The 18,618-nt window shown below is 70.3% G+C and carries 17 protein-coding genes; 8 read left to right on the top strand and 9 right to left on the bottom strand.

The genetic code is table 11. The features are described 5' to 3' along the window. The first annotated feature begins 2 nt into the window (after positions 1-2). Positions 3-1,253 (top strand): glycosyltransferase, encoded by a 1,251-nt coding sequence (locus tag D7X99_RS23785; RefSeq protein WP_121779774.1) that lies wholly within the window; start codon positions 3-5, stop codon positions 1,251-1,253. Position 1,254: 1 nt separating this feature from the next. Here D7X99_RS23785 and D7X99_RS23780 read toward each other — a convergent pair whose 3' ends face one another. From D7X99_RS23780 to D7X99_RS23770, 3 genes are all read right to left on the bottom strand, one after another. After that, a complete protein-coding gene (locus tag D7X99_RS23780) occupies positions 1,255-2,709 on the bottom strand; it encodes a di-heme oxidoredictase family protein (RefSeq protein ID WP_304997758.1) in 1,455 nt (484 codons plus the stop codon). A 97-nt stretch (positions 2,710-2,806) separates the two neighbouring features. Beyond that, the gene (locus D7X99_RS23775) at positions 2,807-4,219 is read right to left on the bottom strand and encodes a hypothetical protein (protein WP_158627059.1); all 1,413 of its coding nucleotides are present in this window, start codon (positions 4,217-4,219) and stop codon (positions 2,807-2,809) included. Next, complete coding sequence (locus D7X99_RS23770) at positions 4,216-6,051, bottom strand: Ig-like domain-containing protein (RefSeq protein ID WP_147476241.1); 1,836 nt, start codon at positions 6,049-6,051, stop codon at positions 4,216-4,218. Before D7X99_RS23770 ends, D7X99_RS23775 begins: the two co-directional genes overlap by 4 nt. Before the next feature lie 225 nt (positions 6,052-6,276). On the opposite strand from D7X99_RS23770, the gene D7X99_RS23765 reads away from it, so the two are divergent. Both D7X99_RS23765 and D7X99_RS23760 read left to right on the top strand, forming a co-directional pair. Beyond that, positions 6,277-6,678: a type II secretion system protein GspG gene (locus D7X99_RS23765; RefSeq protein WP_121779771.1), complete on the top strand. Its 402-nt coding sequence runs from the start codon at positions 6,277-6,279 to the stop codon at positions 6,676-6,678. Positions 6,679-6,785: 107 nt separating this feature from the next. Next, positions 6,786-7,193, top strand: coding sequence for a type II secretion system protein GspG (locus tag D7X99_RS23760; protein ID WP_120579881.1), 408 nt, complete (start codon positions 6,786-6,788; stop codon positions 7,191-7,193). Between the two features lie 194 nt (positions 7,194-7,387). Here the strand turns inward: D7X99_RS23760 and D7X99_RS23755 are convergent, their stop codons facing one another. After that, positions 7,388-7,861 carry a YchJ family protein gene (locus tag D7X99_RS23755; RefSeq protein ID WP_121779770.1) on the bottom strand — a complete coding sequence of 158 codons (474 nt, stop codon included), beginning with the start codon at positions 7,859-7,861 and terminating at the stop codon, positions 7,388-7,390. A 140-nt stretch (positions 7,862-8,001) separates the two neighbouring features. Between D7X99_RS23755 and D7X99_RS23750 the strand changes: the two genes are divergently transcribed. From D7X99_RS23750 to D7X99_RS23740, 3 genes are all read left to right on the top strand, one after another. Then, positions 8,002-8,895, top strand: a complete 894-nt coding sequence (locus D7X99_RS23750) for an undecaprenyl-diphosphate phosphatase (protein ID WP_121779769.1) — start codon at positions 8,002-8,004, stop codon at positions 8,893-8,895. Between the two features lie 14 nt (positions 8,896-8,909). Then, entirely contained in the window at positions 8,910-9,533 is a 624-nt protein-coding gene (locus D7X99_RS23745; protein ID WP_120578426.1) for a CoA pyrophosphatase, read from the top strand. 128 nt (positions 9,534-9,661) lie between these two features. After that, positions 9,662-10,582: a methyltransferase gene (locus tag D7X99_RS23740; RefSeq protein WP_121753264.1), complete on the top strand. Its 921-nt coding sequence runs from the start codon at positions 9,662-9,664 to the stop codon at positions 10,580-10,582. Positions 10,583-10,590: 8 nt separating this feature from the next. Here D7X99_RS23740 and D7X99_RS23735 read toward each other — a convergent pair whose 3' ends face one another. From D7X99_RS23735 to D7X99_RS23720, 4 genes are all read right to left on the bottom strand, one after another. Continuing rightward, positions 10,591-11,184, bottom strand: a complete 594-nt coding sequence (locus tag D7X99_RS23735) for a hypothetical protein (RefSeq protein ID WP_121779768.1) — start codon at positions 11,182-11,184, stop codon at positions 10,591-10,593. A 3-nt stretch (positions 11,185-11,187) separates the two neighbouring features. Further along, the gene (locus D7X99_RS23730) at positions 11,188-13,551 is read right to left on the bottom strand and encodes a hypothetical protein (RefSeq protein WP_121779767.1); all 2,364 of its coding nucleotides are present in this window, start codon (positions 13,549-13,551) and stop codon (positions 11,188-11,190) included. Between the two features lie 119 nt (positions 13,552-13,670). Further along, positions 13,671-15,026 carry a sigma-54 dependent transcriptional regulator gene (locus D7X99_RS23725; protein WP_121779766.1) on the bottom strand — a complete coding sequence of 452 codons (1,356 nt, stop codon included), beginning with the start codon at positions 15,024-15,026 and terminating at the stop codon, positions 13,671-13,673. Further along, the gene (locus tag D7X99_RS23720) at positions 15,023-16,243 is read right to left on the bottom strand and encodes an ATP-binding protein (RefSeq protein ID WP_216671937.1); all 1,221 of its coding nucleotides are present in this window, start codon (positions 16,241-16,243) and stop codon (positions 15,023-15,025) included. Before D7X99_RS23720 ends, D7X99_RS23725 begins: the two co-directional genes overlap by 4 nt. A gap of 102 nt (positions 16,244-16,345) precedes the next feature. Here D7X99_RS23720 and D7X99_RS23715 point away from each other — a divergent pair, with 102 nt between their 5' ends. After that, positions 16,346-17,752, top strand: a complete 1,407-nt coding sequence (locus D7X99_RS23715; protein WP_121779798.1) for a serine hydrolase — start codon at positions 16,346-16,348, stop codon at positions 17,750-17,752. Between the two features lie 76 nt (positions 17,753-17,828). Continuing rightward, positions 17,829-18,200 (top strand): hypothetical protein, encoded by a 372-nt coding sequence (locus tag D7X99_RS23710; RefSeq protein WP_233613664.1) that lies wholly within the window; start codon positions 17,829-17,831, stop codon positions 18,198-18,200. A 9-nt stretch (positions 18,201-18,209) separates the two neighbouring features. On the opposite strand, the gene D7X99_RS23705 is transcribed toward D7X99_RS23710, so the two are convergent. Further along, positions 18,210-18,617, bottom strand: a complete 408-nt coding sequence (locus tag D7X99_RS23705) for a hypothetical protein (protein ID WP_233613662.1) — start codon at positions 18,615-18,617, stop codon at positions 18,210-18,212. Between the last annotated feature and the right edge of the window lies 1 nt (position 18,618).

The following is an 18,618-nucleotide window of genomic DNA, read 5'->3' as shown; positions in this document are numbered from 1 at the left end:
GTATGGCGAAGAATCCCGGAGACCCCTACCCCCTCGTCCAGGTCGAGAACTACGAGCGCTACGTGGGCGCGGAGGTGGTGGAGCGCATCCTGGAGAAGGCGCGCCCGCTGCAGGACCTGCGGGTCGTGCACGTCAACTCCACGTACTACGGCGGCGGGGTGGCGGAGCTGCTGTCACCGCTGACGCTGCTGATGAACAGCGTGGGCATGGCCACCGAGTGGCGGGCCATCCAGGGTCCGCCGGACTTCTTCAGCATCACGAAGAAGATGCACAACGCGCTGCAGGGCGCGGACATCCACCTGACGTCGATGAAGGCGACCATCTACGAAGAGGTCGTCTACGAGAACGCGGTGCGCAACCGGTTGGACCACGACCGGGTCGTCATCCACGATCCGCAGCCGTTGCCCATCGTGCGGTACAGCCGCAAGCGCGGGCCGTGGATCTGGCGTTGCCACGTGGACCTGTCGAATCCGGAGCCGTCGCTGTGGGCGTACTTGAAGCCGTTCGTGGAGCAGTACGACGCGACGGTGTTGAGCATCCCGGAGTACGCGCGCGAGCTGTCCACCCCGCAGGTGTTCTTCATGCCTGCCATCGACCCGTTCTCCATCAAGAACCGGGAGATGAATGAGGCGGAGATTGAAGAGCGGCTCCAGCACCACCGCATCCCCACGGACCTGCCGCTGGTGGTGCAGGTGTCGCGCTTCGACCGGTGGAAGGACCCGGAGGGCGTGGTGGCCGCGTGGCGGATCGCGCGCAAGGAGATGCCGTGCACGCTGGTGCTGCTGGGCAACATGGCGTCGGACGACCCGGAGGGGCAGCAGGTCTACGAGCAGGTGATGCGGCACAAGGACGAGCGGCTCATCGTCCTCAGCCAGGAGGACACGGCGCTGGTGAACGCGCTCCAGCGCCGTGCGGCGGTGGTGGTGCAGAAGTCACTGCGCGAGGGCTTCGGGCTCACGGTGGCGGAGGCGATGTGGAAGGGCACGCCCGTCATCGGAGGGAACGTGGGCGGCATCCGTCATCAGATTGAGGACGGGCACAACGGCTTCCTGGTGGACTCGGTGGACCAGTGCGCCGCGCGCATGGTGCAACTGCTCCGGAGCCCGAAGCTGCGCAACCAGCTGGGGCACCACGCGCACGAGACGGTGCGCCGCCGCTTCCTGCTCACGCGCTACCTGGAGCAGTACCTGGACCTCTTCAACGCGTTCGAGGCCCGCTACCACCTGCGTCCCCTGCCGCACCTGACGACGTGAGTCAGAGCGAGTCCAGGAATGTGAGCAGCGCGGCGCGTTCCTTGGGAGACATGCGCTGCACGGCCTCGCGCGAGGCCTGGGCTTCGCCGCCGTGCCAGAGGATGGCCTCCAGCACGGAGCGCGCGCGGCCGTCATGCAGCAGGCGTGTGTGGCCGTTCACGGTGGCGGTGAGCCCCAGACCCCAGAGGGGCGGGGTGCGCCACTCGGTGCCGGTGGCCAGGTAGTCCGTGCGTCCGTCCGCGAGCGCTTCGCCCAGGTCGTGCAGCAGCAGGTCCGTGTACGGCCAGATGCGCTGGTTCGACAGCTCCGGGAAGCCGGGCAGTTCTCCAGTGGTGGTGCTGGGGCGGTGGCAGCGGTCGCAGCCCGCGCGCAGGAAAGCGGCCTTGCCCGTGCGCACGTCCTCGCGGTCCGCGCCACGTCGCGCGGGCACGGCGATGAGGTGCGAGTAGTCGGAGAGGGAGGCGAGGTTGGCGGCGTCCACTTCGGGCTCGCCACCGGTGGCGCCCTTGAGGCACTGCGACTGCGCGGCGGTGCACGGAGGTTGGGGGAACAGCGTGGACGTGAGTCCCATGTCGCCCAGCAGCGCGCCCGCGGCCTGGTGCTCCAGGTCCGGTTGATTGGCCTTCCATCCGAAGCGGCCCAGTACTTCGCGCCCTTCCTTCGCGTTCCAGACGCGGTTGGGGCGGCCCCGGATGCCGTCGCCATCACGGTCGTCGGGGTCGGCCCAGGCGAGCAGCGTTGCGTCCGGGATGGCCGCGAGCAGGCCCAGGCCCACCATGGGCTGCGCGATGCGTGGGGACAGCCGAACGTCGGGCGCGAGCGGGCCGTAGCCCAGGTCCACCAACTCGTAGCTCGGTGACTGGAGCGTCACGCTGCCTTCGCCCCGGAGGGACAGGGCGGGCAGGGACGCGTAGGTCACCTGCACCTGGCCTTCGGCGGGGACGCCGTCGATGGCGCGAGGCTGGAACTGGTCGCCGTAGGTGGGCTCCGGCACGGGCTCGCCGTGGAGGCCGGTGCCGGGCACGGAGAGGCGCACGAGCAGGGACGCGGGGGCCTTCGTGTTGCCGGCGACAGGAGCGCCCCGGCCATTGGCGACGTGGCATGCGAGACACGAGGTGGCGTGGAAGAGCGGGCCCAGGCCGTCACGGTCGCGCTGGCTCGATGGCGCGGGGACCCAGTCCACCTCGAAGTTGGCCTCGCCCAGCAGGAAGCGCGACCGGTGCTCCATCGTGATGTTGGCGAGGGACTGCACGAAGGCTTCGGGACCGGCGTGGGCCACCGTGGTGGCACCACCGGACCGCGTCTCGTCCGGGTCGAACGGCGCGACCTCCAGCGGCACCTCTTCCGGTGTGTCGATGGGCGGGTCGTCCGGACGCGGGGTGGACGACTGCCCGCAGGACGCGAGCGTCATGACGAGCATGCACGCGGGCACTGTGATTCCGGATCGCATGTTCATGGCGGACGGGCTGCCGGCGCGCATGAGGACGCGCCGGAGTGGGTTCCTGGAACAGCGGGCTTCCCTCGCGCGCCCGCGCCCTTGTCGCGCATGGCGGTCAAGGCAGGTTCACGGCGCGGGGCGTGGAGACATGTGAAGGCGTGCCTTCACCCAGACCCAGCTGTGCGCTGAGGTTGCTGCCCCAGATGAGCACACGTTCGTCGCGCGTGCGGACGAGCGCGTGCTGGGCTCCCGCGGCAAGCTCCACGACCGGCAATTCCGTGGCCACGCGCGCGGGTTTGACCCGCTGGCTCGTGTCCCCCACGCCCAGCTGCCCCGTGGTGTTGAGTCCCCACGCCCAGGCCGTGCCATCGCCGCGCAGGGCCCAGCTGGAGTTGTTCGCGGCCACCACCGCCGTGGCCCCCGTGAGCTCCAGCACCGGCGTGGGCTGCGCGCGGCCCGAGCCAAAGCCCGCGTCACCGTGGCCCAGCTGTCCCGACGTCCCCGTGCCCCACGCGCGCGCCGTCCCGTCCTTGATCAGCGCGAGCAGGTGGCTGCGCCCGGAGGCCAGTTGCTCCACCTGCTCCAGGTGCGGCACGCGCTCGGGAGCGGCCTGCACGCGCGCCTCCGTCTCGCCCGTGCCCAGCACGCCGTCCCGGTTGTAGCCCCACACGGACACGGTGCCGTCACGGTGCAGCGCCGCGGAGTGTTCGCTGCCCGCGACCACCTGCACCACGTCGGTGAGGTCCGGCACCACGGTGGGCTCCGTCACCGCTCCGCCTTCCTCACCCAGTCCCAGCTGTCCGCGCGCGTTGATGCCAAAGGCCCAGACCTGGCCGCTCGCATCGAGCAGCAACGCGTGCCCCGTGCCCAGCGCCACGCCCACCACGTCCTTCACGCCTTCAATCCGGTGGGCGCTGCCCGCCACCAGGCCACCCGCGTCGAGCTGGGACGCCAGCGCGCCGCACAGCCACGCGCGCCCGTCCGAGCCAATCCACGCGGTCGTGTCCATGGCGGACACCATGCCGATGGGCTGCTGGTCCTCCAGGGCGAACGCCGGCACGGGCCGTTCGTCCGGAGTCACGTCGCAGCGCTGGCCCGACCCATTGTCGCCCCATGAAGCGAAGCGCCCCTGATGCAGCACGCCCGTGTGGCTGAGGCCTGCCCCCAGCTCCGGTCCCGAGGAGAACGGCACGTCCTGCGTCGCCGTGTTGCCCGCGTCATCCGTGGCTGACACATGCAGCACGTGCGAGCCAGGCGGCACGAGCAGCTCCATCGCCAGCGTGGAGCCGGCGACGGAGAGCGTCCGGGAGATTCCGTCATCCAGCCACACCTGTACCCGCGTGGCGTCTCCCACGTCCCCCGCGATGCGCAGGCGGCTCACGACGAGCCGCTGGCCCGGCACGGGCTTGTCGATGCGCAACACCGGCGCTTCGGTGTCGACGGGCGTGACGCCGGGGTCCTCCCCGGGCTTCGGGGAGGACTCGCCGCACGCGCACAGCGCCAGCAGCAGGAGCGCGGTGCTTCTCACGGCAGCGTCACCTGGATGGGCTCCGAGTACGCCCACGACTCCTTCGCGGCGGGGCCCCCGCCCACGCTGCCCTTGAAGTTCCATCCCCAGCCGTAGATGGAGCCATCGCTCCGGATGCTCACCGCGTGGAGCGCGCCCGAGCCGAACGTCTTCACGTTCGTGAGCCCCACCACGGGCGTCGAGGGCGACGAGAGCGACACCTTGTCGCCCGTGCCCAGCGAGCCGGTGGAGTTCTGGCCCCAGCCCACCACGGTGCCGTCCGCGCGGAGCGCGAAGCTGATGGTGCCGTTGGCCACCACCGCCGTGGCGTTCGTGAGGTTCAGCACCGCCACCGGCACGGCGCTGGTGCCATCCGCGCCGCTCTGGCCCTGACCCAGCTGTCCATTGAGGCCCAGACCCCAGGCGACGACGCTGCCATTCGCGCGCAGCGCGAGCGTGTGGTCCTTGCCCGCCGCGATGTCCACCACGTCCGTGAGCCCCGGCACCTGCGCGGGCCGCGCGTGCGAGTCGCCGTCCTTGGTGCCCAGGCCCAGGTTGCCGGAGCTGTTGCGCCCCCACGTCCACACCGTGCCGTCCGCGCGCAGTGCCGCGGAGTGCTCCGAGCCGGCGGCCACCTGGATGACGTTCGTCAGCTCCACCACCTTCACCGGCACGTCGGAAGCGGCCTTCGTCGAGCCTTCACCGAGCTGCCCCGCGTTGTTGGCGCCGAAGGACCACACCGTCCGGTCCTCCGCGAGCACCAGCACGTGCGTGAAGCCCCGGACCGCCGTCACCGCGTCCGTCAGCGAAGGCACGCGCACCGGAGCCCAGCGCGTCGCGGTGTCCTGCGTCTCGGAGCCGGGGACGCCCAGGCCCAGCTGCGCGTTCTTGTTGTCACCCCACGTCCACACCGTGCCGTCCGTCCCGACCACGAGCGAGCTGTTCTGGCCGAACGCCACCGCGCTCACCGTGGGCAGCCCCGCCACGAGCAGCGGTGAAGGGGAGTAACCCAGCTCCGGCCCGGGCTGACCCACGCCCAGCTGTCCCAGGTTGTTGTTCCCCCAGGCGTACACCTTCCCATCACGCAGCAGCACCGAGTGCGAGCCGCCGCCGCTCACCCACCGGCCGAAGCGGAAGTGGGCCTGCTGCTCGGTGGTGTTGCCCGCCTCGTCGCGCGCCTTCAGGACGAGCGTGTTGTCGCCGCGCCCGGGCGTGAGCTTGAAGGCGAAGGCGCCGTCCGCGTCCGGCGTCACGGTGACGGACTCCTCCGCGCCGCCGTTGAGCTGCCATGTGAGGCCCGTGACCGCGACGTTGTCCGTGGCCCGGCCCGTGACGTTCACCTGGTACACGGTGAGGTCCTGGCCCTCGGTGGGGCTGGTGAGCGCCAGCGTCGGGGCCTGCGTGTCGACGGTGGGCGCGACGTAGGTGAAGTGCAGCGTTGCTTCCGTGGCCTGGCCCGCCGCGTCCACCGCGCGCAGGACGACGGTGTTCCCGCCCGCCACCGGCTCCACGGGCACCGTCACCGCCTGCTCCGTCTGGCCCTGCGTGACGGTGACATCCGTGGCGGCGCCGCTGTTGGGCGTGACCGTCAGCGTCGCGAGCCCTCCCTCGGCGTGAACCACCGCCTGCACCTGCACCGGGAACGCCTCCACCTGGGCGCCCTCCGTGGGCGAGGTGAAGGACACCGTGGGCGCCGCGGCCTGCGTGCCCGCGTCCGTCTGCGTGCCCGCGTCCACGGTCACACCCGCATCCGTGTTGCCCGAGGGCTGGGGCGTCGGGTCGTCGTCACCGCACGCTCCGAGCAGCAGCATCGCCGCCACCCACGCACTCCACATCGCCTTGTGTCCCCGCATGGACCCGCCTCGCCGGCCGTTCACGGATTACCGTTTCGGCTGGATAATTGAGATTGATTCGCAAAGTCGATTCGAGGCGGGCGTGTATCGCGGCAGGCGCCTCGCGCGCAAGGGGGTGGGGTGGGTGCGGCGATTGCACGGTGGCGCCGTGAGGCCGCGCCTGGTGCGCGCGGTGACACGACACGGTGGCGCGTCGCACACGACGTTCGCGCCAGAAAGACAGACATGCCCTCTCGAATTGGCCTCCGTCCCTGGCTCAAGACCTACAGCAGGTTGCTTGTCTTCGTGGCGCTGGTCCTCATCGGCTACGCCGTGCTGGCGCTGTCCATGATGAACCTGGAGCGAGGGGCGCAGCTGCGGATGGTGGCCCTGGACATGCGGCACCTGCTGAAGGCGGTGACTCGGTACGCGGAGCGGGCGGGACACGTGCCGCCGCCATCGGTGGGGCTCTCCGCGCTCGTGGAGGAACGCCTCCTGGAGCGCATCCCCGTGGACCCCTGGGGCCATGACTATGTGTACCGCTTGGAGGAGGGCACGCCGGTCATCCTGTCCTATGGCCGTGACGGCATCCCGGACGGCGAAGGCCCGGACGCGGACCATTCCTCTCGCGTCCTCCTGGTGGAGTGACGTGGGCCCGCGGGTTGCAATGGCAGTCATCCCGGAAGGCAGAGGGGCCTTCCGGTAGGGACACGCTGACCCCGGCCCGTGCCGGTCCGCGTGCCAGAAAGACAGACATGGACAGGAAGAAGCGACGTCAGCGCGGCATGACGCTGATTGAAATCATGGTCGTCATCACCATCCTGGGCCTCATCGCCGCCGCGGTGGGCGTGTCGGTGATGAGTCAGTTCGGCCAGGCGAAGCAGCAGCGCGTGGGCCTGGACTTCGGTTCGCTGGGGCAGGGACTCCAGCTGTACGCGATGAAGAAGGGCCGGCTGCCGGACACCACCTCCGGGCTGCGCGTGCTGGTGGAGGAGAGCATCCTCCCGGAGCTGCCGCGCGACCCGTGGGGCAATGACTACGTGTACACGCTGGACAGGGGCGTGCCGGCCATCGTGTCACTGGGCGCGGATGGCGCACCGGGCGGTGACGGCGATGACCGGGACCTCTCGTCACTCGACAGGGACGCGCGGTCCCGAGGGTGACGGAGGGAGGAAAAGGGTGCTGCCCGAGTGGAGAAGCCACGATTGGGTGGCGTTTCAGGCCAAGGCGGATTCGAACCGCGAGCCCCATTGTGGTGGAGCTTTACCAGAGCGTGTAGGGCCTCTCCGGCCGGGCAGCACCTCCAGGGACGCAAATGCCGCGAAAATCCTGACGGGGGATTTTCGCGGCCGCGCCGTCAGTCCGTGGGGAAGGTTTCCAGCGTGAGGGACTCGGGCGGGACCTTCAGCTCGCGGGGCAGCTTGAGGACGCCGTCCAGGTAGCGCCAGCCGGTGCCGTCGTGGCGGAAGTCCGAGCGCTCCACGAAGGACTGGTCCTTCCCCTTCTCGAACACCTTGGCGAAGAAGAGGACGCGGGCGAGCCCCGTGGTGTCCGGAGGCTGGTGGCCCAACACCGCCAGCCCCGGGTACTGGTGGGCCTGGGCGAAGGCGCGCAGCTCGCGCACGACGTCCGCTTCTGGACGGGCCCGCATCGGGTGGTCGGGGTGGAGGGTCTTCCAGAGGTAGGCGGCGTCGCGTTGGGCGAAGGCGCTGTAGCGGCTGCGCATCAGGCGCTCGGCGTCCGGGGCTTCGGCCTCGCCTTTGTGGAAGGGGGCGCAGCACTGCTTGTAGCGCTGGCCAGAGGAGCAGGGACACAGGGGGACGGGGGGCATGGCGGGGCCAAGCCTACCCGGGTTCCCCCTTCCGGCTTCCCAGGCTGGACGGTCGGGTGGCGGACCTGGGCTCCGGTGTGGGGCACCTTCGCGCTTGCGGGGCAGGGGGGCAGGGCATATCCCTGGCGGCCACGTCCCCTATGAGCCTGCTCGAAGCCATCGTCCTGGGTCTGGTCCAGGGTCTCACGGAGTTCCTGCCCATCAGCTCCACCGCGCACCTGCGCATCGCGCCGGAGCTGTTCGGCTGGCCGGATCCGGGTGCTGCGTACTCGGCCATCATCCAGCTGGGCACGGTGGCCGCGGTGCTCATCTACTTCCGCAAGGACATCGTCGCGCTGGTGACGGCGTTCGTCGTGGGGTTGGTGAAGCGGGACCCCTTCGGCACGCTGGAGGCGCGGCTCGCGTGGTTCGTGGGCGTGGGCACGCTGCCCATCGGCATCTGCGGACTCGCGTTCAAGAAGGTCATCGAGACGCAGTTCCGTTCGCTCTACGTCATCGCGGGCAGCCTCATCGTGCTGGCCATCGTGCTGTTCGTCGTGGAGAAGCGCGCGTCGCACCAGCGCACCGTGGCGGACATGACGTGGAGGGACGGCATCATCATCGGCCTGTGGCAGGCGCTGGCGCTGGTGCCGGGGTCGTCCCGGTCCGGCACGACGCTCACGGGCGGTCTGTCGCTGGGGCTCAAGCGCGAGGACGCGGCGCGCTACTCGTTCCTGTTGTCCATCCCGGCGACGACGCTGGCGGGCATCTTCGAGTTGAAGCACCTGCTGGAGGCGACGCAGCGTCCGTCGACGATGGCGCTGGTGGTGGGGACGCTGGTGGCCTTTGTGTCGGGCATGGCGGCCATCGCGTGGCTGTTGAGCTTCCTGAAGCGGCGCACCACCTTGGTGTTCGTGGTGTACCGCATCGCGCTGGGGCTGCTGCTGCTGGGGCTGTTGCAGGCGAACATCCTCAAGCCGATGTCCGGCGTGGAGAACCTGGCGACGCCGGATGCTCCGACGAAGCCGCCGGTGGAGAAGCAGATCACTGACTGAGGAAGGGGGAGGTCGTGCGCGTGCAGGCCCTGTTCGATGCGCTGGAGACGCGGCTGACGGCGAGGCCGGCGCGGACGTTCGAGTGGAAGGGCCGGGCGCTGCGAGAGGCCGCGGTGCTGGTGCCCCTCTTCGAGCGGGACGGCGTGCCCCACGTCGTCTTCACGCGGAGGCCCGCCACCCTGCGCACGCACGCGGGGCAGTACGCGTTCCCGGGCGGAGGCCAGGAGGCTCGGGACGTCACCCCGCTGGAGACCGCGCTGCGCGAGACGGACGAGGAGCTGGGCGTCGCGCGCACCCACGTGCGCGTGCTGGGTCTGCTGGACGAGACGCCCACCACGTCCGCGTACCGCATCCGTCCCTACGTGGGCGTCATCCCGGGGGATGGGAAGTACGTGCCCAACCCGGCGGAGGTGGACCTGGTGCTGGAGGTGCCGCTGGTGCGCCTGCTGGACCCCTCCATCCTCCGTGTGGAGCGGCACACGTGGGAGGGGATGGAGCACGACGTGCACTTCTACACGCACGGCGAGCACGTCATCTGGGGCGCCACGGGGCGCATCCTGCGCAACTTCCTGCAGTTCGTGGTGGAGGTGCCAGGCATCCACGACCTGCTGGACGCTCCCTCGCCTGCTGACCGCTGAGCCGCGAAGTCCGTGCTGGCGGGCGGCCCTGGCGGAAGGTGCCTTGTCGCCCTGGAGGGCCGGTCCCACGTTCAGGGGGAAACCCTTTGAAAGGGCGGGACGTGGACGGTGGCAATGGGGCCGGGGGCATGGAGGTGAGGGAGGCCGCGCTGGTGGCGCTGGGAGAGGTCCTGCGCGCCAGGGGGTACGTCTTCACCACGGTGACTCCGGAGACGCACCGGCGGGTGAATGCGCGGCCGGGGGCGAAGCAGGCCCATTCGGTCCGGGACGTGTTCGGGTGGAGCCGTCCCTTCGGGCCGGGCGTGCTGGAGCCTCGGATGGTGGCGCTGCTGGAGGAGGCGGGCGCGCTGGTGGACTGCAAGGACGGGACGCACCGGAGCCGGGTGCGGTTCTCCAGCCTGGGGGCGGGGCTGTATGTCCATTCCGCGTGGCCCACGTCGGAGCAGGACGCGGTGTTCTTCGGACCGGACACCTACCGGTTCTGCGCGTTGCTCCAGCGGGTGCCGGGCAGCTTCCGGCGAGTGGTGGACCTGGGGTGTGGCTCCGGAGCCGGAGGCCTGTCGGTGGCGGGGCGGAGCGCGGAGGTGGTGCTCGCGGACCTGAACCCGTTGGCGCTGGAGTTCTCGCGGGTGAACGCGAGGCTGAATGGCGCGCAGGGAGCCCAGGCGGTGCACTCGGACCTGCTGCGAGACGTGTCCGGCCGGTTCGATCTGATCATGGCGAACCCGCCGTACCTGGCGGATACGGACAAGCGCACGTACCGGGATGGTGGCGGCACGCACGGCACGGAGTTGTCCGTGCGCATCGTGCGTGAAGGCGTGGAGCGCCTGGAGCCGGGCGGCACGCTGGTGCTCTACACGGGCGCGCCGGTGGTGGACGGCGAGGATCTGCTGCGCACCGCGCTGGAGCCGGTGTGGCGAGCCGCGCCGCTCGCGGAGGTTCGCTACGAGGAGCTGGATCCGGACGTGTTCGGCGAGGAGATGGAGAAGGCGCCATACGCGGGCGTGGAGCGCATCGCGCTGGTGGCGCTGGTGGCGCGGCGGGGCTGAGTGCCGCGTCAGGGCTGGCGGCTCACGTCGCAGCGACCGGTGGCCTGTCTCGCGAGGTCTTCCGCCACGGAGCGCAGCAGGCTCCCCAGGACTGGCGCGCCGGAGGACGAGGCCTCACCCTGGGTGAGCCACCGCGCCATGCGGCCCAGGCTCGCGGCCGTCACGACCTGGAGCCGCACCTCCACCTGCACGACGAAGTGCTCGTCCGCTCCGGGCCTCGCATCCAGCGTCCAGGCCACGCGCTCCAGCTCCAGCGTGCCCACGCCTCCCGTCAGCTCGCGCCCGTCCAGCACGTAACCCTCGCGGGTGAACGCGAGCACCTGGGTGATTCGTGCGCTGTCCAGGTGCGCGTCGAACCAGAAGGAGCGGCGCCGCCAGAGTGTCAGCTCCACCTCCAGCTTTCCCGCGAGTCCCAGCCGCACCAGCCGGTCCAGCTCCGGGGAGATGAAGGCGCGTGCCTCCGGCCGGACCATCACGCGCTTTCCGGAGAGCGTCGCGGTGCAGGCCGCGGACGCCTCTTCCGCGTGCGCTCCGGACGCGAGCAGGCTCGCCGCGACGACGAGCGCCGCTCCGCGCCTGCTCTTTGTTGCGTGCCTTCCCATGGCTCAGAAGGTCCGGTTGAACAGCAGGCGCGCTTCGGGCGTGAGCTGGGCCTTTTCGTCGATGCGCCAGGCGGCCTCGAAGCGCACGGCGTCGCTGAAGTGGAAGCTGCCACCCAGGCCGAGCTGCGCACCCGACCACGCGTTCGCGGCATGCACCGCGCCCAGGTCCGCGAAGATGCCCAGGCCGTGCCAGCGGTACTCGGCGCTCGCGAGCACCGAGCTGTCGCCGCCTCGGAACTCCTTGAAGCCGAAGCCTCGCAGCGCGGTCCAGCCTCCCAGCGCCTCCTGTTTCTGGAGCGGCAGGTCGTGGCCCATCGCGGCTCGCAGGCGCAGGTTCAGGCCCGTGTGCCAGTTCATGGGCACGTCCATGGCGACGTCGCCCACCAGCTTCCAGAAGCGCGCATCCGCGCCGCCCGCGCCCGGGCCTTCACCCACCTCCAGCGTCACGAAGCCGCGCAGCGCGGGCTCGCGCTTCCAGTTCTTGTGGCGCTCGAAGAGGGACGTCTCCGGCGTGCGGAAGAGGGAGCCCACGCGCGTGCCACGCTCCGCCGCGCCGCTGTACTCCAACCGCACCACCGCTGAACGGAACCGGCCCTCGTTCACTGGCGCGTTCGGGAACGGCGGGTCGTCGTTCCGGAAGAGGCTGAGCGGCGGCGTGAAGGACTGGAGCGAACTCATCGTGTCACCGCGCACCTCCACGCCCGCGAGCCACGACTCCGCCCAGCGCCAGGTGGCGAAGGCCGTGAAGCCCTGACGGCGGAAGTAGTCCCGGTCCGGCCGGTTGATGAGGAACGAGTAGAAGTACGAGTCGAAGTCCCCCAGCCGCCAGCGGTCCAACGTGTCGATGAAGTCGTGCACCTGCGCGCCGAGCTCCTCGATGCCCAGCGCGGGCAACTGCACCTTGGCACCGCCCAGCAGGTTGACGTGGCGCTGATTGCTGGTGCCTTCCGGATCGCCCGGGATGCGCTGTCCGCCCAGCCGCAGGGGGATGAAGAAGGCTCCCTCCAGCGTCGTGTGCACGCGGTCCCGCGAGTCGAAGATGCGCAGGCTCGCCGAGAGTCCCGGGGCGAAGCCCGTCACCTGCGTGTGCACGGGCAACAGGTCCACGTCCAGGTCCGGAGGCCGCGGGCGCACGTGGACGATCAGCTTCTTTCCCTCCAGCGTGAGGCCGTCGCTCCCGGCGTCGACCTCACCGAACATCCGGCTCCAGCCCACCTCGAACTCCACGCGCTCGTGGCGCCGCGACTTGCGACGGGGCTCCTCCTTCGTGCGGTAGTGCCGCGTTCCGTCGGCCTCGTGCTCCTCGACGATGCGCACGGTCGTGCGTTCGTCCTGGAGGTCCTCGCTGTCCACCGCGCGCAGGAAGGGCAGCCGCGACTCCATGCGCTCCATGGCGCGGCGGGCATCACTCCGGAGGAAGACGTCGCCGGGCTCCAGGCCCAGGGCTTCACGCACGCGCGTGGCCATCGCGTCGTCCACGCCGCGCACCTCCACGGACTCCAGCTGGCCTTCATCCACCGTCACGACCAGCCGGCCTTCGGGGGACAGCGTGGCGGACACCGTCGCGAGCAGGTAGCCGTCGTCCTCGCGAAGGGTCTTGAGGACCCGGTCGAGCGCGGCGTCCAGGCCTCCCAGCATGATGCCGGGGCGGAACGCTCCCTCCTCCCGTCGCGCCAGCCACGGACGGGGCGGGCGCGGCGCGGGGCAGGGGCTGACGACCCGCAGGGTCCCGTGGCGCTTGTGGACGCGCAGCGTGGTGACCTCGTCCTCGGTATCGTCCGCGTCGGATGCGAGGGAGGACAGTTCGAACAGCGCTCCCCACAGTTCGTCGGGCCGGAGGTCCTGGAGGCCTTCGAACTCCACCGACGTGAGCGTGGGGTTCTCCTGCAAGGTCACTTCGAGCAGGGCCGGGCCCTGATCACTGACGCGAACGCGGGGCTCCACGCGGGCGAAGAGGCCGGTGCGTGCCAGGCGATGCAGCAGGGACTGCACTTGCGTGGCCGTCAGGGGCCTCGAGTCTTCCGCGGGAGGCGCACCCACGAGCTTGCGGACCTGCGGATCCGTGAGCCGCTGGAGCCCGCGAAACTCCAGGCCCGTAGGCGTGAGTCCCCGGCCGTCGACCTCGACCTGCAGGGCTCCGAGGACCGTGGAGTCCGAGAGGTCGTCATCATCCTTGTCGAAGCCCTCCGGGCACGTCGGGTAGCTCAAGTCCTCCGAGGCGGCTTCGCCTTCCGGTGGTGCTGTGGACGGGGAGAGGGCCACGGACGCGTCGGAGGTACCGGCATCCGGTGAGGGTTGGCCCAGGGCCGCGAGCGAGACGAAGCAGAGCGCCAGTGCGAGACGGTTCATGGAAGGCGGCAGGAGCATGCTCCGTTCCAGGTGCGGCCTCACCGCAAGTGCCCGGAACGACGGAGGGCGAGCAGCCGGGCGGATGTCATGGACACATCCTGATGTGTCGGGCGGTTGTGGCCGTGACATCGCGCGGCTCACGAAGAGACGGGCAGGCCCAGGGCCTTGATGCGCCGGTAGAGGTTGCCTCGGTCCACCTGGAGGATGCGCGCGGCCCCGGCGATGCTTTCGCCCTCGCGGAGCGCGGCGCGGATGAGGTCCCGCTCGAAGTCCTCCACGTGCTCGCGGTAGCTCTTGTCCCCCAACGTCGTGCGCGGCGCGGGCGCGGTGCCCGTGGGAGTCGCCACCGCGTCTGGCCTCAGCTCCAGCGGACCGTCGCCTCGGAGCAGGTTCAGTCGTTCGATGACGTTGCGCAACTCACGCACGTTGCCGGGCCACGGGTAGGCACGCAGCGCGGCCTCCGCTCCTGGCGCGAGCACGAGCGGCGTCTTGGGACCCGCGAGCTCCGCCGCGAAGACGCGCGCGAGGGGCAACAGGTCCTCGGGGCGTTCGCGCAGCGGCGGCAGGTGCAGCGGCAGCACGTTGAGGCGGAAGAAGAGGTCCTGCCGGAAGCGGCCCTCTTTCACCGCGCGGCCCAGGTCCTGGTGCGTGGCCGCGAGGATGCGCACGTCCACCGCCACCGGAAGCGTGCCTCCCAGCCGTTCCACCTGACGTGTTTCCAGGACTCGCAGCAGCTTGGCCTGGAGCTCCAGCGGCATGTCCCCCAACTCGTCGAGGAACAGCGTGCCGCCCTGCGCCTGTTCGAAGCGGCCCGCGCGCCGCGCCACCGCGCCGGAGAAGGCGCCTCGCTCGTGGCCGAACAGCTCGCTCTCCAGCAGCGTTGAGGGGATGGCCGCGCAGTTGACCGCCACCAGCCGGCCCTTGCGCCCGGAGGCCTTGTGCAGCGCCTGCGCCACGCGCTCCTTGCCGGTGCCTGTCTCGCCGGTGATCAGCACGGCCGTGTCGCTGGGACCCACGCGCGCGATGAGCTGGCGCAGGGACTCCATGGCCGGGCTTTCGCCCACCAGGTTCCCCGGCTGGGCCAGCGCGTCCAGCAACCGCTCGCGCTCCTCGCGCAGCGCGCCCAGGGCCAGCGCGTTGTGCAGCGCCGTGAGGAGCCGCTCGGGGGACGGAGGCTTCTCCACGAAGTCCGTGGCCCCCAGCTTCAGGGCCTGCACTGCTTCGGAAGGCGAGGCCTCGCCGGATAGGACCACGACCGGCACGGGCAGTGGCTTGGGCAGACGTGCCAGGAGTTCCAGCCCTGTCTCGCCCGGCATGCGCAGGTCCAGCAGCATCAGCGCGGGAGGCGCGTCCGGCGCTTCGAGCAAACGCGCGGCCTCCGCCGTGGAGCGGGCCTCCACGGGGGTGAAGCCTCCGTCTTGGAGCAATCCACGCACGGCCCTCAGGACGCCGGGGTCGTCGTCGACGATGAGGATGCGGGCTCCGGTCTTCATGCGGCCACCTGGGAGGCGTCGGAAGGCAGCACCACCTGGGCCCGGGTGCCACCCTGGGCGCCCGGCTCCAATCTCAAGGTGCCGCCGTGCTCGTGGGCGATCTTCTGCGCGATGGGCAGGCCCAGCCCGCTGCCACCGGGCTTGGTGCTGAACAGCCCCCGGGTGAGGACAGGGCCCTCCAGCACGCCCGGGACGCCACTGCCGCCGTCACTCACGGTGACGTGCACGCGGCCGTCCGCCGCTTCGTGCAGCGCGACGTGGACGGGTGGGGCGGTTGATGGAGAGGCCTCGGTGGCGTTCTTCACCAGGTTGCCGAAGAGGCGGCGCAGTCCGTCGGGGTCCGCGCGCAGCGACACCTCTTCGCCAGGGTCCAGCACCACGGGCACCGGGGAGTTGCCCGCGTACAGGGCGCACACCTCCGCGAGCAGTGGACGCAGCGCGACGTCCTGGAAGCGGGGGGCCGGCAGGCGCGCGAAGGTGGAGAAGCTCTGGGTCATGCGCATGAGCAGGTCCACCTCCTCCTGGAGGAGCGCCACCGCTTCGGCGAGGCGCGTCGGGTCTGGCAGGGTGCCCGCATCCTGCGGAGACAGACGCGCGAGCGACAGCCTCATTGCGGTCAGGGGGTTCTTCAGCTCGTGGGCGAGCGCCCGCGCCACGTCCTGCCACGCGGCGATCTGCTCGGCGGCCTTGAGGTGTTCGCGCTGGTCCAGCAGCTCCTGGCCCATGCGGTTGAACTGGCCCAGGAGGAACTGGAGTTCGTCGCGAGCGGGCTCGGGGACGGGCAGGCGGACCGACAGGTCTCCGCGTGAATAGGCCCGCATGCCTTCCAACAGCGTGGCCATGGGGCGCGTGAGGACGCGGCCCAGGAGCACGGCGGACACGGCCAGCACGACGGCGGCGATAGCCCCCACCCCGGCGATGAACACGGGCACGCGGCGCACCAGGGCCCGCCGCGCCAGCTCCGCCTGCGCCAGGTTCAACCGGGCCTCGTCGAGCGCATCCGGCGGCAGTCCCCGGCGGGTCAGCTCATCGGAGACGTTGTCGAGCACGGCCTCCACGGGAGCGATGGAGATGGAGAGCACGCGCTCCAGTACGCCCTGGGCCAGTGCGCCCAGCAACGCCAACGGGATGAGGCCCGCGAGCAGCATCACCGCCAGCAGGCGTCGGCGGAAGCGGAACGGAGGCGGGGGAGGGCCCACGGATGGCGCACGGCTCATGGCGAGCTGTTCATATCGCGGGGCGTGCATCGTTCGCGCGGTTGGGGACTCATGATGGGATGCCATGCCCGGCCCATGCAGGGCCGGATGTCGGAAATCCCCATGCGCCATTCCCTGAAGCCGCTCACGTTGGCTGTCGTCTTCCTGATGGGCCTGCTGGTGGCCCGTCCCGCTCAGGCCCGTGATTCGCTCCGCGAGCGCATCGACGCGTTCGTGCGCGCGGAGCAGAAGCGGCTGGGCGTGCCGGGGCTCGCGGTGGGGGTGGTGAGCCACGGCCGGGTGGTGCTGGCGAAGGGGTACGGCTTCGCGAACCTGGAGCACCAGGTCCCGGTGGGGACGGACACGCTCTTCCAGTCGGGGTCGGTGGGGAAGATGTTCACCGCGACGGCGCTGATGCTCCAGGTGGAGGCGGGGCGCGTGTCGTTGTCCGACAGCGTGACGAAGTACTTCCCGGATGCACCCGCGACGTGGAAGCCCATCACGGTGCGCCACCTGCTGACGCACACGTCTGGCATCAAGGACCTGGAGGGGCTGCTCGACGAGCGCAAGGACTACACGGAGCAGGAGTTCGCGGAGTTCATCTACAAGCTGCCGCTGGAGTTCCCGGCGGGGCTGCGGTGGAACTACAGCAACTCCGGCTACGTGCTGCTGGGCCTCCTGGTGAACCGCGTCGCGGGCATGACGTATCAGGAGGTCCTGGCGCGCCAGGTCTTCAAGCCCGGGGGCATGAAGACCGCGCGAGGCATCAGCGAGGCGGACGTCATCCCGAACCGCGCGGCGGGCTACGAGCTGGTGGGTGGCGTGGTGAAGAACCAGCAGTGGGTGTCGCAGTCGTTGAACACGACGGGGGACGGCGCGCTCTACTTCTCGCTGAAGGACATGCTGGCCTGGGAGGAGGCGGTGGCGAAGCGGGCCCTCCTGACGCAGGACAGCTGGCGAGAGGTGTTGTCGCCAGTGAAGCTGAACAGCGGTGCCAGCCAGCCGTACGGCTTCGGCTGGGAGGTGCTGGAGCGCAGCGGCCAGCCGCTGCACAAGCACACGGGCTCGTGGCAGGGATTCCGGACGGCCTATTCACGCTTCCTGGGGGATGAGCTGTCCATCGTGGTGCTGGCGAACCTGGACAAGTCGAACCCGGCGCTGCTCGTGGAGGGCATCGCGGCCATCGTGAATCCGGCGCTCGCCGTGCCGCCGCTCAAGCCCATTCCGGACACGGAGCCGGAGGTGACGGCACAACTCACGGCGCTGCTGGAGAAGACGCGCCAGGGGGCTTGGGAGCCGTCGATGTTCGCCTACGTGCCGGCCAGGTACTTCGAGGAGGCAGGTCCGTACTTCCGGTCCGTGTTGCAGGGGCTTGGGGCCGCGGGGCCGCTGGTGCTGGCGAGCCGTGAGACGCGAGGCGACGACCGCCTCTACACATACCTGGTGCAGTTCGGCGCCGCGACGTGGCGGTACCGCGTGGGGCTGACTCCCGACAATCGGGTGACTTTGCTCACCCTCCAGGCGAACTGAAGCGGTGGAGTAGGCTCGGCGGGATCGCGCGTCTCGCTGAGGCGCAGTGGAGGTTCCAGTGCTGAAGCCGCATCACTTGCTCCTCTGTGTCTCGCTCCTTCAGGACGGAGGAGCGACACGCCCGCCTACTGTCGAAAAAGGCATCCAGTGGCCTGACAACCTTCAGCCCCTGGCGACCCTGGACGGCCCCGCGGTCCTGGCCGCGCACGCCGCGTTGCAGAGGGTCCTCTCCCGGTACCCCAAGGAGTACGCCAAGAGCTGTGCCTTCTCGGCGAAGGGGATGGAAGTCATCGTGGGTGAAGAGCGAGGGATGTACTTCGTCCGCATCAACCCACGGCCCGACAAGTGCGGATGGGCACCCGGCACCGTGCTCGGGTTCGACGTGTTCGAACTGTACGCCGTCTCACCCGAGGGAAAGGTGTTGGCGCGGTATCCGTCCATGCCCTGAATGTGTGAATCAGGGCTGGTGCGGATATCGCGTGATGTCTCCGTCAGGAGAGATCGCGTACAGCTCGAACCAGTCCGTTTCGAGGCCCGTGACACCTGGGCCGAAGCCGGGGCACCTGTCCACGCGGCGATTGACGCGAGCGAAGTACCAGCCCGCCTCCTGACCGATGGCGACTTCCAGTGCCTGGGCGGAAAAGGCGCACTGACCCTTGGACTCCTTCGGAAATTGCTTCAGCGCTTCTTCCAGGGCTGCATGGGCGGCCTGGATGGCGGGCCCTTCCAAGGTCGCAATTGGTTGCAGGTCATCCCCAGGCCAGGGAATGACGGGCTCGACCGGCTTCGCAGGCTGAGCCCCAGCGCACGCGATGCCCAGGCCCGCGATACCAATCCAGAGGAGCTGTCGCCGAAAAGAACCCATC

The organism is Corallococcus sp. AB032C (assembly GCF_003668935.1).
Lineage (GTDB): Bacteria > Myxococcota > Myxococcia > Myxococcales > Myxococcaceae > Corallococcus > Corallococcus exiguus.
The sequence above is the reverse complement of the archived record's forward strand: the minus strand, read 5'-3'. Positions and strand labels throughout refer to the sequence as shown.

Coding starts and splice junctions, on each gene's coding strand:
- D7X99_RS23740 (WP_121753264.1), top strand. CDS start 9,662: ATGGAGGTGAGGGAGGCCGCGCTGGTGGCGCTGGGAGAGGTCCTGCGC.
- D7X99_RS23765 (WP_121779771.1), top strand. CDS start 6,277: ATGCCCTCTCGAATTGGCCTCCGTCCCTGGCTCAAGACCTACAGCAGG.
- D7X99_RS23750 (WP_121779769.1), top strand. CDS start 8,002: ATGAGCCTGCTCGAAGCCATCGTCCTGGGTCTGGTCCAGGGTCTCACG.
- D7X99_RS23730 (WP_121779767.1), bottom strand. CDS start 13,551: ATGCTCCTGCCGCCTTCCATGAACCGTCTCGCACTGGCGCTCTGCTTC.
- D7X99_RS23755 (WP_121779770.1), bottom strand. CDS start 7,861: ATGCCCCCCGTCCCCCTGTGTCCCTGCTCCTCTGGCCAGCGCTACAAG.
- D7X99_RS23770 (WP_147476241.1), bottom strand. CDS start 6,051: ATGCGGGGACACAAGGCGATGTGGAGTGCGTGGGTGGCGGCGATGCTG.
- D7X99_RS23715 (WP_121779798.1), top strand. CDS start 16,346: ATGCGCCATTCCCTGAAGCCGCTCACGTTGGCTGTCGTCTTCCTGATG.
- D7X99_RS23725 (WP_121779766.1), bottom strand. CDS start 15,026: ATGAAGACCGGAGCCCGCATCCTCATCGTCGACGACGACCCCGGCGTC.
- D7X99_RS23720 (WP_216671937.1), bottom strand. CDS start 16,243: ATGAGCCGTGCGCCATCCGTGGGCCCTCCCCCGCCTCCGTTCCGCTTC.
- D7X99_RS23705 (WP_233613662.1), bottom strand. CDS start 18,617: ATGGGTTCTTTTCGGCGACAGCTCCTCTGGATTGGTATCGCGGGCCTG.
- D7X99_RS23780 (WP_304997758.1), bottom strand. CDS start 2,709: ATGAACATGCGATCCGGAATCACAGTGCCCGCGTGCATGCTCGTCATG.
- D7X99_RS23785 (WP_121779774.1), top strand. CDS start 3: ATGGCGAAGAATCCCGGAGACCCCTACCCCCTCGTCCAGGTCGAGAAC.
- D7X99_RS23760 (WP_120579881.1), top strand. CDS start 6,786: ATGGACAGGAAGAAGCGACGTCAGCGCGGCATGACGCTGATTGAAATC.
- D7X99_RS23735 (WP_121779768.1), bottom strand. CDS start 11,184: ATGGGAAGGCACGCAACAAAGAGCAGGCGCGGAGCGGCGCTCGTCGTC.